Annotated in this window: 15 protein-coding genes and 1 pseudogene; all 16 read right to left on the bottom strand. The window is 45.8% G+C overall.

From position 1 onward, the window contains the following. Position 1: 1 nt before the first annotated feature. The gene (locus NXV01_RS13145) at positions 2-943 is read right to left on the bottom strand and encodes a phosphoenolpyruvate carboxykinase (protein WP_151879349.1); all 942 of its coding nucleotides are present in this window, start codon (positions 941-943) and stop codon (positions 2-4) included. After that, entirely contained in the window at positions 940-1,380 is a 441-nt protein-coding gene (locus NXV01_RS13140) for a nucleotidyltransferase family protein (protein ID WP_259023477.1), read from the bottom strand. The genes NXV01_RS13145 and NXV01_RS13140 overlap by 4 nt, the downstream gene beginning before the upstream one ends. Positions 1,381-1,552: 172 nt before the next feature. After that, positions 1,553-1,948: pseudogene (locus NXV01_RS13135) on the bottom strand (nucleotidyltransferase family protein); the annotation flags it as partial. Positions 1,949-2,142: 194 nt separating this feature from the next. Next, positions 2,143-2,448: a PqqD family protein gene (locus NXV01_RS13130; RefSeq protein WP_149921994.1), complete on the bottom strand. Its 306-nt coding sequence runs from the start codon at positions 2,446-2,448 to the stop codon at positions 2,143-2,145. A gap of 6 nt (positions 2,449-2,454) precedes the next feature. Continuing rightward, the gene (locus NXV01_RS13125; RefSeq protein ID WP_151879351.1) at positions 2,455-3,123 is read right to left on the bottom strand and encodes a sugar transferase; all 669 of its coding nucleotides are present in this window, start codon (positions 3,121-3,123) and stop codon (positions 2,455-2,457) included. Beyond that, positions 3,120-4,235 (bottom strand): glycosyltransferase, encoded by a 1,116-nt coding sequence (locus tag NXV01_RS13120; protein WP_015532639.1) that lies wholly within the window; start codon positions 4,233-4,235, stop codon positions 3,120-3,122. Before NXV01_RS13120 ends, NXV01_RS13125 begins: the two co-directional genes overlap by 4 nt. 20 nt (positions 4,236-4,255) lie before the next feature. Continuing rightward, positions 4,256-5,143, bottom strand: a complete 888-nt coding sequence (locus NXV01_RS13115) for an acyltransferase family protein (protein WP_192912723.1) — start codon at positions 5,141-5,143, stop codon at positions 4,256-4,258. A gap of 167 nt (positions 5,144-5,310) precedes the next feature. Further along, a complete protein-coding gene (locus tag NXV01_RS13110) occupies positions 5,311-6,384 on the bottom strand; it encodes a glycosyltransferase family 1 protein (protein WP_015532641.1) in 1,074 nt (357 codons plus the stop codon). Positions 6,385-6,388: 4 nt separating this feature from the next. After that, positions 6,389-7,162: a glycosyltransferase family 32 protein gene (locus tag NXV01_RS13105; protein ID WP_015532642.1), complete on the bottom strand. Its 774-nt coding sequence runs from the start codon at positions 7,160-7,162 to the stop codon at positions 6,389-6,391. After that, positions 7,152-8,429 carry a hypothetical protein gene (locus NXV01_RS13100; RefSeq protein WP_015532643.1) on the bottom strand — a complete coding sequence of 426 codons (1,278 nt, stop codon included), beginning with the start codon at positions 8,427-8,429 and terminating at the stop codon, positions 7,152-7,154. Before NXV01_RS13100 ends, NXV01_RS13105 begins: the two co-directional genes overlap by 11 nt. Beyond that, entirely contained in the window at positions 8,426-9,412 is a 987-nt protein-coding gene (locus NXV01_RS13095; RefSeq protein WP_149921996.1) for a glycosyltransferase, read from the bottom strand. Before NXV01_RS13095 ends, NXV01_RS13100 begins: the two co-directional genes overlap by 4 nt. A 3-nt stretch (positions 9,413-9,415) precedes the next feature. Further along, the gene (locus tag NXV01_RS13090; RefSeq protein ID WP_151879352.1) at positions 9,416-10,435 is read right to left on the bottom strand and encodes a glycosyltransferase family 2 protein; all 1,020 of its coding nucleotides are present in this window, start codon (positions 10,433-10,435) and stop codon (positions 9,416-9,418) included. An 8-nt stretch (positions 10,436-10,443) separates the two neighbouring features. Beyond that, positions 10,444-11,514: an acyltransferase gene (locus tag NXV01_RS13085; protein ID WP_015532646.1), complete on the bottom strand. Its 1,071-nt coding sequence runs from the start codon at positions 11,512-11,514 to the stop codon at positions 10,444-10,446. After that, complete coding sequence (locus NXV01_RS13080; RefSeq protein WP_015532647.1) at positions 11,514-12,647, bottom strand: glycosyltransferase; 1,134 nt, start codon at positions 12,645-12,647, stop codon at positions 11,514-11,516. Before NXV01_RS13080 ends, NXV01_RS13085 begins: the two co-directional genes overlap by 1 nt. Next, positions 12,644-13,663, bottom strand: a complete 1,020-nt coding sequence (locus NXV01_RS13075) for a glycosyltransferase family 2 protein (protein ID WP_015532648.1) — start codon at positions 13,661-13,663, stop codon at positions 12,644-12,646. Before NXV01_RS13075 ends, NXV01_RS13080 begins: the two co-directional genes overlap by 4 nt. Then, positions 13,626-14,612, bottom strand: coding sequence for a glycosyltransferase family 2 protein (locus NXV01_RS13070; RefSeq protein ID WP_149921997.1), 987 nt, complete (start codon positions 14,610-14,612; stop codon positions 13,626-13,628). The genes NXV01_RS13075 and NXV01_RS13070 overlap by 38 nt, the downstream gene beginning before the upstream one ends. Between the last annotated feature and the right edge of the window lie 62 nt (positions 14,613-14,674).

Below are 14,674 nucleotides of genomic sequence, written 5' to 3'. Positions count from 1 at the left end.
TTCATAGTCCGCCGTTCTCCGGCAGGCCGTCCCGTACTTCCCGGGTTTTCGCATCCCGCACGTACAGGCTCTCGAAACAGAGCCGTGCGGCCTCCCGGTCGGGCAGGCATTCCAACCGTCCGACGGGCACCTGTTCGGTTATCCCTATCAGGATACGGCAAAGTTCGTCATGCAGGCGGATGTCCTGACGGATGGCGGAGCAGGAGGGCAGCAATGCGGCGAAAGCTTCCGGCCCCTCAAGCGGGGTGAACCGGTTCGTGCCGGACTGTTGCAGGCGGACGATTCCGGCCACGGGACTGCGCTCGTTCCTGTAGCAGGGTGTCTTCCCGCTCCACGGCGTGCCGTAGACCGCCACCATGCCGTCCTCTATCCGCAGCACGGGATTGTCGTCATTCAGCAGGCGGCAGTCCGGAAAGGCCTCCAGCCATTGCCGGGAGTGCGTGCTCTTGCCCGTGCCGCTCTTGCCGAGGAAAAGGTAGCCCCTGCCTTTCAGGCTGGCGCAGGAGGCATGGACGGAAACGGCGTCCCGCCCGAGTGCCGCCTGGGCGTAGAGGATGCGGAGCATGGACGACAGTACCTCCCCCACGGACGGGTCCTCCACCCGGAGGAAGGCCGTGGCATCGTCAAAAGCGGTGTCCACAGTCATGAGATGTGCGCCACCATCCATAGGACCGTAACTTATCTCCGTCCGGTAACCGCCGGGAATGCGCAGAAGGCATACATGCCCCATGTCGTTGGACGACTCGTCCAGCAGCTCCGCGCGTTTCCCGTCATCCGCAAAGGGACGGGTGTCGGCAAGCAGCCGGAAAATCCGTTCCCCTTCCGGGCATTCCCCGCACCGGAACGGACGGAAGGAGGGCAGCAGCGTCTCCGCGTCCAGCCCACCGGGAAGGATGACGGAGAACGTCAGCCCCGCCACCCTGAAAAAATATTCGTTTCTCATCTGAGGTTTCCTATTATCAGTCTTACCGAAATCCAGAACGCCTCCTTGCGGGCGTAGGTGTTGGAGAAGCCGCGGTGTTTCCAGAAGGAGAGGAAGGTACGCAGTTTCCTTTCCCACCTTGCCTGGGAAGCCTTGCCCTTGGTGCCGCCGTACTGTCCGAAGTTCCCTCCCTCCAGCACGATGCGCAGCAGTTCGGGAGAGGAGTATGCATCCGTATCCGCATAAGGAAGTTCGGCGCGATGCAGCCCGAGGTATTCCGTCAGGAATGTATGGAGCTGCGCGCTCCACCTGAGCAGGCCGGTCCGCCTGTGAACGGCTTCCAGTTCCCCGGGGGAGTAGCTTCCGTGCAGGGTGTGGTAGGCCCGCGCCATGTCGCAGAACTGCCGAAGGCCGACACCGTGCCCCAGCAGGTGTTTCAGGAGGTGGGCGTTCAGCAACAGCAGGTTCGGCAGGGGGGGACGGCACGGAGATTGTCGCCGGGAACTCCCCGGGCTGGTTGCCCTCCGGCAGCCCGTCCCTTCCGCCCGGACGGAACTCCGTGAACCCGTGTTCCCTGACCAGTGCGGAAAGGTAGCCTTTCAGCAACGGGTTATGAAGGTCGAACAGCCGGGTATGGTGTTCCACCTCCACTCCCTGCCAGCTGTAACAGTTGCTTCCGTCCGGCTGTTTCTCCGTCCGGCACCCGGCCCGGCGCATCAGCTCCGCGGCTTCCCGTTCCTCCTCTTCCGAAAGGAAACAGAGGTCGATGTCCCCGCATTCGCGCGTCAGCGGATGTTCATAGAAGGCGGCCACGCCCTGGCCTTTCAGCAGTACGGGATGCAGGCCGTTACGGCCCATCCGTTGCGTCAGCAGGCATACCACCGCGTCCATCCTCCTGTTCTTCCGCTCGATGCGGTCGGTCTCCGCCACCCAGCGTATCATCAGGGCGTCGCCGGGCAGCAGCGCTTCCGGCAGGTGGTGCAGGCCGCGGCAGACAATGCCCGTCACGGTCTGGCGCACCGCCATCCGGTACACGTCCCACCACTGCGCGTCCGTAAGCGGGAAGGGTGACAGGTCGTCCGGCTCCCTCTCCCACAGCCCCGCACGCAGCAGGCTGAACAACGCCTTATGTTCCGAAGAAAGCTCCATGGAATCCGTTTTCTAAAGCAGGCACTCCGGTAAGGGATCACAAGATGCCTTTGTCCTTTCAGTGTAAGCATTCAATCGCCGGTGCCCCGCCGGGACAGCAGCCCCATCTTCTCCCATTCCTCTATCTGGCGTTCCACATCGCGCAGGGCGCGCCCGTATTCCACATCATACGTCTTGCAGAGTCCCTCCGCCAGTTCCCCCGCTGTACGGCCTTCCCCGTTGCAGACCATCTCCCAGAGCCGGGCGGCGGTCCCGTTCAGGCTGTACACGTTCGTCAGGTTCACGCAACTGTCGGAGACTTCCACAATCATGTGGCGGTTGCCTATCCTGCGGAGTTTCAGGCCGGATTTCGGTATAAGCTTGTCCTTGTTTTCCATTTCGTTTCAGAATTTCTTTCCCGTCAGGATGGAGAACACCGTCAGGAAGATGATTTTCGTGTCAAGCCACAGCGAGCGGTTGTAGAGGTAGTCCAGGTCCATCCGCAGCCTCTCCAGCATTTTCTCCATCGTGTCCGTGTAGCCGTTATAGAGCGTGGCGGCCGAGAAAAGGCCGGGGCGCAGCTGGTACAGCAGCTCGTAGTCGGGGTTGACGGCCCTGATCTTGTCCACGAAGAACTTGCGCTCCGGGCGCGGACCGACAAAGCTCATCTCGCCCTTGAGCACGTTCCACAGCTGCGGGAGCTCGTCCAGATGGTGCTCGCGCAGGAAACGCCCCACACGGGTCAGACGTTTGTCGCCCTTCCCGCTGCACAATGCCGGCCTGCCGTCCGACTCCGACGTGGTGACCATGGAACGGAACTTGTAGAGCGTGAAAATCTCCCCGTGATAGCCCACACGTTCCTGCCTGAAGATGGCTTTCCCGCCGTCCTCGCACTTTACGGCGATGTAGATGATCAGGAACACCGGCGAGAAGACGAGCATCCCGATGACGCTCGCCACGAGGTCCAGGCCCCTCTTTACCCTGCGGGCGGCCGGGGACACGACGCCCCGGCGGCAGGCACTGCCGTCAAATGCGGCTTCCGCCGCCCTTGACATAACTTTTGTCTCATTCATAGTTTGGTATAAATATCTATTACGTTATCAATCATTCTCTCCTTGGTGAACAGCTCCCGGTAACGCTCCCCCGCACCCGCAGCGAACCTCCCGTATACCTGCCCGTCACCGGCTATCTCCATGACGGCCTCCGCCAGTGCTTTCGCATCCTCCGGCGCCACGTTCAGCCCCGACATCCCGTGCCCGTTCACCCACGAGGTGCCCGAATGGGGGATGCGGGTGGCCACCACGGGCTTGCCGCACGACATGGCCTCTATCTGCACAATGCCGAAAGCCTCCGTCCTCTGCACGCTGCTCAGGCAGAAGACATCGCAGGCCCCGTAATAGGCCGGCAGATCCCCGTCGGGAATCCTGCCTAACAGCTTCACCCTGTCCTCCACGCCCCAGGTCTCGATTTCCGCCTGGAGATCGCACATCAGCGGGCCGGAGCCGCCTATCAGCACCACATAGTCGTCAGTCAGGTAGCGGGCCGACTCTATCAGGTACCGGTAGCCCTTGTATGCCACCAGACGTCCCAGGGAGAAGACGATCTTCCTGCCGGGATACCTCCTCCTCAGCGCGTCCGCCTTTTCCGGCTCGGAAACGACAGGGGCAACGCCGATGGGCAGGCATACTGTCTTATGCTGCACACGGGCAAGGCAGGGGGATTCCGCCGTATAGACAGGGGTTGTCCCCACAATCAGGTCCGCGCGTCCCAGCAGCCATTCCTGCAGGGGACGGTATAATTCCAGCAACATTTTCTGCTTCTCTATGTCGGCGTGCCAATGCAGCACCACCTTGCCCCTGTAGCCGGAAAGGAACAATGCCAGGCACGCCATCGGGTCGGGATGGTGTACGTGGATGATGTCATACTCCCCGCACCTTTTCCTCAGGGAGAAAATCATGGCGGGCGAGATCATCGTGGCGGCCACCTTCATCCAGGTGCGGCAGCCAATGAGACAGGCGTGGGCGTTGATGGCTATGGTACGCGAGCCGCCCTGCGACAGGGCGCACAGCATGTCGCAGTCCACGCCACGCTCCGAAAGGCCCGTCATCAGGTCGTACATCACTTTCTCCACACCGCCGCGCACCGGGTAGAATTTACCGAGTTGGAGGATTTTCAAAATTTCCATCTTTTAAGACTCCTGTAATATCATGTCTTTTGACCTTCCATATTAATGCCTATTAATAAATAATGCACAATCTTTTTTATGCTATAAGCCATAAAGAAAGTCAGCACGAAAGTTGCAATGATATACAATAAATCAGATTTGATAAACAGATAATTTCCCCTAAGCAATGTCATACTGATACCTTGACATAAATAAATTTCATACGAGACATTGCTTATCCATTGCATATTTCTATTATAGATTTGTATTTTGGCACAAAGACACACAATAATGATTGGTATAAGCATATAGGCGAACAAATAGCAGAATTCATTTTTACTAATTACGCATACCGCCGTCAATAGCAAACATAAAGGGACCGTCACATAATATCTTACCGGTACATTCCATAATGCGCATATTCTTTTTTCATATTTACAATAAAATATTCCTAATGGGAATGCTAACGCACTGATATACCAACAGCGTTCATAACTCAATGAAACGGTAAGAACTATATATGTAAAGACACAAAGGAATGAAATGATTACAACATTCCGCTTGGCAGCTATCATATAAAAGAGAATGTAAAAAAGAAGAATACTGAAAACATACCATGAATAGGGCAATGTGGTCTCTCCGTGCATCAATAATTCAATGAGTTCATCCAATAAACTCATTGAAATGTTTCCGCTTACGATTCTATTGACAATCCATACCAGCAGGAAGGGAAGAATAAGGTTCCCCAAAATTCTATGTTTAAAGAAATGTGACAGATATTCATTTCCTCTGGCTCTATAATTGAACGCCAGTCCATATCCTGATATAAAATAGAATATGGAAACGACAGGAGCTCCCCAAGAACTGAACATGAATAACCAGTCATCAGTTTGATAAGACAAATGGAAAGCGACTATAGACATTGCCATTACCCCTTTCAATATAGAAACATGCTCTTTATTGAAAGGACTGACTCTCTCATTAAAGGAACGAAAAGAAAGAATATATAATAGAACGATAATTATCAAGAAAAAAATCATTACTCTTTATTTTGTACAACCTACAAAACGGCTGCTGTTTTTTCCTACTTTTTGACCTATAAACTGCACAAAAGATCATAGACGGCATTTGCACTATTCTTCCATGTGAATCGCTTATACTGATTATAGCCTGCTATACGAAGTCTTTCTCGCAATTCTATATCTGAGACCAATAACATTATTTTTCTTGCAATATCTTCCGTATCCAATGGGCAGATATATAAAGAGGCATTACTGCAAACTTCCCGTAAAGGAGGAATATCCGACACAATGGTCGGAGTGCCGCACGCCATGGCTTCCAATGGAGGGATACCAAATCCTTCATAAAGAGACGGATAGATAAAGCAACATGCGTTCATATAATATTCTTTCAATTCACTGTCTGTTATCCGTCCTAACCATTTGATTCTGTCGGTAGGGATATTATCACATAATTCCTTAATGGAGGTAGAATAAATATGAGCCTGTCCTCCAACTATATATAATTTGATATTTTTATCTTCTATTAGAGAAAATGCTTTCAATAGCATGGAGAAGTTCTTTCGAGGGTCAATGGAAGATACTGCCAATATGTATTTCTCTCCGGTAACTTCCCCTGCATTCCTACGGCTGCTCTCTGAAGCATGGAACCGGGAAGAAACAGCATTGTAAATGACACGAATTTTTTCATCATCCATTGAAAGCCTGCGCATGATTTCTGATTTGGAAAACTCGCTTACAGTCAATATCTTCATGGATGTGGAGGCACAAAGGGGAGTCATCATTCGATACCATGTTCTATATGGACGGGAATACCAATCCGGATTGGCCATAAATGCCAAATCGTGGATCGTCATAATTTTCTTCCGTACCAGCAAAGGTCCTAAGCCTGTAAAACAGACTAACACTTTCTCTCCCTTAATCCTGCTGAACCATAAAGGTAGCGACAGCTGTTCCCAGACATGAGATTTGCCCCAACCATACACTACAATGTTAAAATGGGAAACGTCGTAACATCCCTTGATGGGACCGGGTGGACAGCACAATGTGAAAGGTATCCCCATTTGCGCCCATGCCCTGCAAAGTTCGTATGCAAAACGGTTAACCCCTGTCAAGTTCTGCAATAAGAACCTTCCGTTAACGTAAATCATAAACTTAGCTACTTATTTTTGATTTAAATAGATATAGGAGAAATCTCCAATAGTGTCGGATTTTATCCAATAGAGCCCGTTCATTCCAACTGTTTTCACAATAATGAATGGCGTATGATGCAGGCGTGACCTCACGCCTGTTCCCGGCAAAGATCTCAGAGCGGTAAATCATCAGACCATCGGTCAATGGTTGATCAATATCCTTATATCTGAAACCATAATTTTCTGCGATGCGGGCATATATCTGTGGGGCTATCACATCCAGCCCCATACTACCATCCGGTCGAATGAAGTGCTTGTCTTGATACCAATCCAATATCTCTTTGATAAACGGGCATCCTTTTTCCGCTCCCATTATGGCTGCCTGCAATTCAATGCCGGATATATAATTATCAGCAATTCGGTATCCGTCAATATCAATATCCGCTAAGGAGTTATCCCGTTCAACCATGAACGGATGGTATTCCATACTTGTGAAAAAATTGTGATGCAGAAAATCATCGAAACGTTTCAGCACTTTCACATCGGAATCCAAATAGATACCACCTTCCGTATAAAGTGCATATAGGCGAATATAATCCGCGACAAATGCCCATTTACGATTGGCAAATGCCTCTCTTACGTATGGGACACTGTTCTCTATATCAAAAGTTTGTGTATTCCACAACTTCAATTCATAGTCAGGCATTACCTTTTTCCATGATTCTATACACATTTGTATCTTTTCCGGAAATGGGTCGTCGCTTAGCCAGCAATAATGAATAATTTTAGGTACCATAAGGCGTTTTTTCAGTCGGTCTGACACTATCTTCTGAGGACTCGTAGCTGTCAAGTAACAGAAGCATGGCATACACGAGAAATATATTGGTAGAGATCTTTATCCAAACTATCAATTGCAACAAAAGCAGCAACAAAAAGAAAAAGGTATCCTCCCTACCTTTTTGGCAAAGGAGGTAAGTACTGTGGACAAACAGAGATATAAAGATAGCCACTCCAATAGTGCCGCAATAAAAAATGAAATTCAAATAACCTATATCTACATATTTATAGAATCCATTGGAATCATCAGGATTTAAGAACCATCCGTCTCCGATAAGCCATGTCTTTAAATTGTCAGGAAATACAACCATCCGTTGTAATCTGTCCGTGGAATTAGTCGTCCATTCACCATTCTCAAACCAGTTGAAGAAACCTTCAAAACCGTATCGCAGATAATTTCCGAACACTGGCGAATAGTTGTACAGATAGTAGCCGCCTCCCACTAACAATCCGGTAAGAACAATGCCACATCCGATAAATTTTACCCGCGAACGGGTTATCTGGCCATTTAGTGAAAAGTTCGACAAAGCCATATATACAATGGAAATAACCAAACCGACCGTCGTTGTACGCGACACTATATTACCCACGATACCGATAATGAGAAAAAGACTCCAATACCATATTTTCCGTTTATTTGAAATTTCATGTACGATTAAATATCCTAAGCCTAACATCGCACATGAAAACCGGATTCCGGCTGTATCAAAGCTGGCACCTATACCATACAACCGGTCAACGCGATGCAAATATTCAACATTCTGCAATATCAAGCCGTCAACCCACTCCTGAAGTAATGGCATATTGTCTATCAAAATGGCTAAAATGGATTGTATGGCACAGACATACGCCATATACCGGAAAACCCATTGAATCGAAATGGAACCATGTACATTTCTTATCAAAAACATTACCGAATAGGCGCCGGCAATCCAAACCCACAGCCCGACTATAAAAGACACATACGTGTAATCCGTTGTGTTGTTGATTACAACGGACAGAAAAGATGACAAGGAAAATAAGGCCGCCCACACAGAAACCACCAAAAATGTTCTGTTGAGTCGAAGAGTATCCTCTTTAAGCCATTGCATGACAAACAATGCCGCACCAATTACAGCCAACATCATCTTTGTATTGATTCCCGGCAGGGAGACAAACTCAAACGGGAAATAATAGCAACTGAACACAATACCGGTTAAAACGGCTTTCAACAAATCAGTCATCATCTATATAGTATTCCGTACACGAATTTGAACAGCAGGCGATAGTAGCCTCTTACTATCCAATAATGGCGGTGCAAGGCAGACCATTGCAGCAGTTTGTTTCGGAACGGTTGTTTGGCGTTTTTCCAGATGGAACGGTTGGCTTCGGGAAAACAGGCGTTCCACACTTCGTAATTGGCGGTATTGTCCGAAATCAGCAGGGGGAACTTCACGTTCAGTTTCAGAAAGTCCAGTTCCCGTTCCAAGCTGTTCTGATACCTGCTATGGATAAAGCCGGTCGTGACATCCACGTTCCGTTTCACCATCTCTATCTGCCTTTTGGAATCGAGGGCGGTCATCGAAGCCGTGTTGGATCTTACATAGTGGTAAAGGGCTTCCGGGACATGGCGGTATGACCGGGCAAAGCTGAAACACCGGATAAGTACGGACATGTCCTCGCCGATATTGGCTCCGTCAAGGAAACGGATATTGTTTTTTACATAGAGGTCGCGGCGTACAAGGAAAGCCCATAAGAACCAGCGCATTTCTCCGGTCAGCAGGGCAATCAGGCAGTCCGAAGCCTTTTCATAGACGGGTTGCCGCATATAGCGTCTGGATGCTTCAAACTCCAGATACCAGTCGCAACCCGTAATATCAAGATGTCCGGCTTCGGCTTTTTGGTATAGCTTTTCAAACATGTCTTTCTCTATCCAGTCGTCCGCATCGACAAATGCGATGTATTCGCCGGTAGCCGCTTCGAGTCCGGTATTACGGGCGCAGGCAACCCCCATGTTCTTTTGGTGTGTAAGTAATCTCACTTGCGCCTTCCTATGAGGATATTCGTTCAAGACGCTTTCGATAACGGCAATACTCCCGTCAGGAGTCGCATCGTCCACGAACAGGTATTCCACATCTTGAAACCGCATCCCGAACAGCGACCTGCAACAGCGTGATATATAGTTCTCCACCCTATAGACCGGGATAATGATGGAAATCTTATAGCTCATGGTTTACCAGAGTGCACCTTCTATCGGCTTGCCTCTCCATTTGTAATACAGGTTGTAGAATAATCGCTTGTATTGTCTTCCCCATAGCACTGGCAACAGGTAATGCAAATCGCGCAACAGGTATTTTACCCCTATCGTCTTGTTTTTAAATGCAATCCAAGGGGAGATGGGCGACATTTCGTGCAGGTACGGGTAATAACGGTTGTATAACCCATATTCGTTTCTTTGCAACAAGGAGAATAACAAGGCGCTTTTCCGCCCCTCTAAAAGTGTGTATTCATCCTGCGCTTGTTGCCTGCCTTCGTTTATGACAAACCGGGTTAACACCTTAAATACCTTTATGTATTGGTTGACATCTCGCTCTATATCCGTTCCGGTCATGATAGAGGCCGCACGTATGGTATATCGGTAGGTCGGCTCTTGGATTACATACATGGAGCAGGCTTTACAAGCCAGTTTGAAACTCCATATCACATCCTCATGCAACAGCCCTTCTTCAAAAAATAACTTGTTGTCCAGCAGGAATTTCCGGTTGCACAATTTGTTCCATGCCATCATATACCATCGTCCTTCAGCGTATGAGTGTAGAATCTCCTTGTTGCTACGGAGTGCTCCCGAAGGCAGGGTTAAGGCCGGATATTCCTTGTTACTTCCTTTAACTTCATAGTTGCCGATGACAAAATCATAAGGCTGTGCTTCCACGGGGGCGACCAATATGAAAATGCAGTCTTCCATAAGCGCATCATCGCTGTCTAAGAAATATATATAATCTCCCGTTGCAGCCTCCAAACCAGTGTTGCGGGCAGCTGACAAGCCCCGGTTATGCGTGTGGTGTATTATTTTTACTTCAACAAAGTTGTGGTATTCCAAATATTCCTGTACGATTTCCATACTGTTGTCCGTGCCACAATCATCGACAAGAATCACTTCCAAATCCTGATAGATTTGCTTCCGTACCGATTCCAAACAGTTTTCAATATAAGCGGAAACGTTGTATATAGGTATGACTATTGAAACTTTCATAGACAATCTTATCTTCCTCCAACCAATATGGACAAAACTTTCGGTGTTACACGTTTCATGCACCTATACATCCCGATTGAAATGGCAATCGTAAGAATCGGTACGAGAAAATATATGGCAAGAAATTCAACTTCGGTTATAGGACGCATGATTTTCAGAACAGCCTTTTGAAGGAAAGCAATGAATAATCCGTGAGATGCGTAAATGAAAAAGACCTCTTCTTTAAACAGACATCCGTTTTTTCCTTTTTTAACCGAGATAAACACATAATTGAATACAGTCAAAATTCCAGAGAAAATAACGAACAAATGTATATAATAATTAACTGGCAAACCCAATGTCACTGTATATAAATCGGCTGCGATCAGCAGAAAATACAAATACTTGATAAAATTCAACCGTTCTACATATTCTATCACATGAGAAAACAACCTCGTATATAATCCCAATGAAAAGAAAAAACAAGCGTTTAATGTAAATCCAAATTCCTTCGGGCATAATGAGAAGAACATACAGATGACTATGGGAATGAAAAAACAAACTTTCATTTTCTTTACTACAACATATAGAAGCGGAGAAATTATAACCATAAGAATGAGTTCACGAACATACCATAAAGGGAAATCAAAAGGAAAACCGTTTCCCTCGCACGCCCAATATCCCGATAAAACTTTGGGCAGGGTAACCTCTTCCAAAGAAACATTAGGGAACAAACCATGTAAGGCCGGAATTCTTACGAATATAAAAATAAGAAGGCATAAAGTATTCCATAAAACATACGGAATTAACAAAGACCAAAATCGTTTCTTTATCTTTGTGAGATATAGCTTTTCATTAAAAGTTCCTTCTTTAAAGAATAGATATCCGGAGACAATGAAAAAAATTGGAACGGCTATACATGGAATAACGTAGGAGAACAAATTGATGACGGCCTCGTACCACGACGCATCCGGTATAGAGAGCGATTGTCCCGAGATAGAAATATCACCCTTTAACTGATTGTGGATGAAGACCACACCACAGATTAAAGGGAATTTTAATCTGTCTATGGCTAAACTTATGATTTCCTTATTACTCATTACAGTATCTTATAAATTTGTGCCATAGTGGTAGGTACATCAAACATTTCTGCCCGTTGTAAGGCTTTCGCACGGTATTTCTCACGCAAGGAGGCATCATCCATCAATCGTTTTACACCTTTGTAGATGTCCTCATCTTTTTCTGAAACTAACAATCCGTATTCCGAACCGGCTAATATTTCACTCGCCCCACTGATATCTGTAGCTACGATTGCCAGCCCTAAACATAAGGCCTCACAAACAACCAAAGGATAACCTTCCGCTTCCGATGTGTTTAGATATATATCTGCTTCTTTCATATAAGGATAGGAAGGTTTCCGGAAACCTAAGAAGTGTACGCGGTCATCCATTCCGTATCCATGGCTCATTGCTTTCAAGGGCTTTTCAAGGCTTCCTTCACCGATAATCCATAAATCAAAATCATAGCCATCACTCTTCAACCACTTGGCTGCCTTTAATGCCCTATCATATCTTTTTTGTCTATTAAGCCGTCCGACCATACAAATTGTGAATTTCCTTTTTATGGCATTGTTCGATACAGCCAATCGTTGGATAACATTCTTGTCAATCAGATTATAGATAACCTTACATTTATCATTTTCTATTGCATATAGTTCCAAGAACATCCTTTTTACATCTTCCGATACAAAAACGATTTTATCCATCTTTCTATAGACTCTAAATTCATCCTTTTCGTTTCGGAAGAAATCTAAAGACCAATGTTTCTGTTTTAAGTCGATATGCACCCAAGAAAGATTGTTATTCGCTTTGTGTATGATATAAGAATGAAACTTTACCGCAGCTCCCTCCATGAACGAAACAATCGTATCGAATTGTTCTCCTTTCAGAAGTTTCATAAACATATATTTATATACAAGCGTATGAAAGAGGACATAGCTATGAAAAATTCTTAAAACACGGTGAAATCGCTCAAACCATATTGTATTTTGCGAATGTAAAGCCAATATTCTCACTTCTTCAGGAACATCATTCAAATAAACACCTTCCTTATATTCCAAGAACAATGTCACCTCATAAGATGCGTAATCAAAGTTCTTTAAAATATCAATAAGAACTTTTTCCGCTCCTCCTCCCGGCAAGGCAGGCATCATAAACATGATATTCTTTTTCATTGACACGATTTGATTTTGGGAAGTTTCTTATATCCCTCACTTCTTAAAAATGAAAATCCGTCCACCACTCCATTTATATAAGCCACTGACATATCCTTATTACCGAACAAACATTTCACGCCATATTTCATGCCCTGAATGCCGTAAACGTAAAAAATGGCAATCACCGACCAAAATTTTAATAATAAGTTCTTTTCCGGCAGGAAAATAAACCGGTGCCAAAATATTAGTTTGTTTCGGTATTCGGAATAGATCAGTTTCTCTGTTTTCTCTTTGGATTTTTCTACGGTCGAACTTGCATCTAAATGTATGACACCGGAATCAAAAGAGGTCAGTATTTTTAGACCGGTTTTATACATTTTGTAATACATGACTTGATCGTCAGGAAAAGCATAGTAAGTTTTATCTAACCACAATTCTTCCTCATAATGAATTTTCAGGAAATCTTCTTTCCGGCAAAAAAAACAGGGTCCGGCATTAGATTGTGATTCATACACCGGTTTTACAGGATGATTATTATAGGAAAAACCTGCGGTTCTTAAAACTTTGTAGCCCCACTTCCGACTCCATAGACGACAGACTTCTCTGCCCAATATGCTTGAACGTATCTTATCCTTTATGGCTACTTCATGATTGGCAAATACACATGGAGAAATCACTTGTGCATCCTGTCCAACTAATTCATTATAAAAGGTTTCCACTGCGTGGTGTGGTAAATAAACATCATCATCAAGAAACAGACAATATTCAGTTGATACCTCATCATACGCTAAAGCCCTTTGTGCAACCATACCTTTTTTTACGTATACACATTGCTCTATACCGACCGTTTCTTTAGGCAAAGGATAACCCTCAGCGATATACACGAGAATGCTTGTCGGTCTGATGGTCTGTTCAAGTAAGGAATCAAGCAATCTTTGATAATTTTTTCCGCCCTTGCCTAATGTTCGTATCACAGCCGTGTATTTCATTTGCATATCATTCTTTAGAAAGGGAATTGATATATTCTTTCCCATTGACAATCCAATTTATTCCGATAAAGCAACTCATGTGTAGGCTATGAAGCAACATGCGGTCTTTCCAATGTAATTGATAATCGGAAATTTTCAGCTTTCTTATATAAGACTGTTTCAGCCATTCACCTATAATTTCCTTTTTTCTTATATAGGGAACATTCTTGTTTTTATACCACATTCTTGTCAAATGCAACGCATCCTTCACATATTTATCGTAAATTCGTGGGTTGATTTTATTCTTATCGTCTGCAAAATCTAAAATGGCCTTTTGAATATCCTCCAAATTGGAGAAACGTGCAGGGGAAAAAGAATGTGTCAATGAAACTGAATTATACACTTCATGTTGGTAAAGTGGTTCTTGAGTAAATGATATTCGATTGCAATGTTTCAGATAATTCAATACAAAGACCAAATCTTCACCGAAAGACATATTTTCAGGGTATAACTCTGTTATAAGTCCACGCTTATATATCTTATTCACCGATGAACTTAATAGTTCCGTGTTTATCCAATAAATAAAGTCACACTTGAATGAAGCCAAATCTGAATAGTCTTTGTCAAATGCAGGAGCCCATATATTGCCACTTGTCTGTTTGAGCCCACAAACTATGCAGTCGGCATTTTTCCCTTTTATTAGTGCCAATAGTTTTTCGCATGCATCAGCAGCCAGCCAATCATCACTATCAAGCAGCATGATAAGATCGCCTGTTGATTTTCTTATCCCTTCATTTCTAGCCGAAGACACACCAAGATTGGGTTGGGATATAACCTGTATACGACTGTCACGTTGTTCCCATTTCCGGCAAATCCGCAAACTGCCATCTTTAGAGCCATCATCCACTAGGATGATTTCCAAGTCGGCATACGACTGGCAGAACAAGCTCTTGATGCAACGGTCCAAGTAAGCTTCCGTATTGTAAACTGGGACTATGACTGAAATTGTCTTCATTCCTATAGTTCGTTAAACATTTTATTGGCAACTTTGAGCAAATACCCCGAACAAGGACGGGA

It is taken from the genome of Bacteroides sp. BFG-606, assembly GCF_024788145.1.
In the GTDB taxonomy this organism is placed as follows: Bacteria; Bacteroidota; Bacteroidia; order Bacteroidales; family Bacteroidaceae; genus Bacteroides; species Bacteroides vicugnae.
Note: the sequence above shows the minus strand (reverse complement) of the source record. Positions and strands in the feature narration are given on the sequence as shown.